Below are 1,904 nucleotides of genomic sequence, written 5' to 3' on the forward strand. Positions count from 1 at the left end.
GCTAGTTTTTGATACTTGTATTTATGTCTTATAAGCTAGCCACAGCAAAGCTTTGATAGTTTTCGGAGATGTCTAATCAAAATTTGGTTTTGGCAGCGTGTTAACATCCCTGCGAATGTGCTTGGAGATTCACCTGATCCAAATACATGGGGAAACCCTTACGTCAGGTTCAATCCGTGTCCCGGATATTTCAAAGATATGGAGATGGTGATCAATACGACCTTGTGCGGAGACTGGGCGGGCAATGTTTTCCCTGGGGGATTAGAAAAATGCGGTGGCTACCTTTGGGACACAAAAAATAATCCCAAATTACGAGACGCATATTTCCTCATCCGAAGTATAAGAATCTTCACGTAAAAACAAACTACGGCTTTGAATACTAGTGGTCCATCGCAGATGTGGTCAAAGATTTTGGATTTGACGGTGTAGATATTGACTACGAACCGTTCAATAATGGTCAGTGTCTCTAACGCGGCTGGAATGATGCTATATGTTAAGCATCAAGGCGGATGTAGCGATTAATACTTTGAAGCATTTGTTTGGAGTTCATTTATGTCTTGTACACTCGGTAATTCATATATTGTCAAGTCGGGAGACACGCTTTTTATCATTGCCCAACAACAATTAGATGATGGTGAACGCTGGCATGAGATTCTCAAACCAGATGGCATCCCATTTACAGACGAGGATGCTTCTAATTTGCAAGTGGGTCAAGAAATATGCATTCCAAGGTCTACTCCTTTACCTCCTCCCTCCGGGAAGCAAATAAATCTAGAAGCCAGATTTTACAGTATGGAGGAAACCAATTGCCATCTACCTGCCTCCGGCGTGCATGGCGTAACATTGCAAGCAGCACTTGCTCTTCAATTGCAATCACAATGCCAAGGTGAAAGCGTTGGACGTTTACAGTGTGCAGTAGACCCAAATGTGATTCCCCTGTTAACAAATTTTACCTTGGTGCTTTGGGATGGTAGGCAAGTTCCTGCCGCTGCCCTAGATATCGGTACGGCAATTATCGGTCAAAAGATTGACATCTTTGTTGATAGCGTTGAAGAAACAATCAATTTAGGTGTCCAGTCTGTTACAGCAATTTTGTAATTTAATTTTTGGTTTACTTATTTATGTCTTGTACAATCGGTAGTTCATATATTGTTAAGTCTGGAGACACGCTTTTTGTTATTGCTCAACAACAATTAGGTGATGGCAACCGTTGGTATGAACTCAAAAAACCAGATGGCACTTCCTTAACAGACGCGGATGTGACAAATTTACAGATAGGTCAAGAAATCTGCATTCCTAACGGGTCTGTCACTCCACCACCACCACCCCTTCCCCCAATAGGCAAAGGCTTCTGGGTGTTGGGTGTCGTGAGGAAGAAAAAGAAATTTATTTGTGTCTGTACCCGTATTTAGTTTTCTTGATTTTTCCCTACACCCACTCAGCCTACCCCCAACACCCTGCCCAGACGAGCTTTCACATGAGTTTTAGTGCCATTCCCTGCTAAGTCATCAAATATCTTTCTTAACATTTACGGCTGATACGCCTTATGTCGGTGACGACTTTAACGATAAGACTTCCTCGCTCGTTATCGAATTAGTATCGTGAGTTAACTGATTTGGAGCCTTCATCCACCCCAATCACGATATATGTCAAAGAATGGATAATATGATTGCGTTAAATTACAAAGGAGATTCAGAGAATTACGATGTCTATTGAAATCTTTACTGATGCTAATTTTTCTGGAAAAACGTCAGGGAATATTGATCAAGAGTTTGCCTCGCTTGGAGATGTTTGGAACGATCAAATTTCCTCAATTAAGGTGTATGCGGGAGCAATGCGATTTTGTTAGGCGACTCAAAAAAAGTGCGATCGCTAATCATATTTTTCAGTATGAAAATATATTT

Annotated in this window: 2 protein-coding genes; both read left to right on the forward strand. The window is 41.3% G+C overall.

Translation table 11 applies throughout. The features are described 5' to 3' along the window. The first annotated feature begins 552 nt into the window (after positions 1-552). On the forward strand, positions 553-1,098 hold the full coding sequence (locus CDG77_RS34690; RefSeq protein WP_094333631.1) for a 3D domain-containing protein: 546 nt from the start codon (positions 553-555) through the stop codon (positions 1,096-1,098). A gap of 23 nt (positions 1,099-1,121) precedes the next feature. Continuing rightward, positions 1,122-1,412, forward strand: coding sequence for a LysM peptidoglycan-binding domain-containing protein (locus CDG77_RS34695; RefSeq protein WP_094333632.1), 291 nt, complete (start codon positions 1,122-1,124; stop codon positions 1,410-1,412). Positions 1,413-1,904: the final 492 nt, after the last annotated feature.

Origin of the sequence: Nostoc sp. 'Peltigera membranacea cyanobiont' 213, assembly GCF_002245975.1 — a bacterium.
Taxonomy (GTDB): domain Bacteria; phylum Cyanobacteriota; class Cyanobacteriia; order Cyanobacteriales; family Nostocaceae; genus Nostoc.

What these genes read in the sequence shown, in the direction of transcription:
- CDG77_RS34695 (WP_094333632.1), top strand. Translation starts at nt 1,122, where the DNA reads ATGTCTTGTACAATCGGTAGTTCATATATTGTTAAGTCTGGAGACACG.
- CDG77_RS34690 (WP_094333631.1), top strand. Translation starts at nt 553, where the DNA reads ATGTCTTGTACACTCGGTAATTCATATATTGTCAAGTCGGGAGACACG.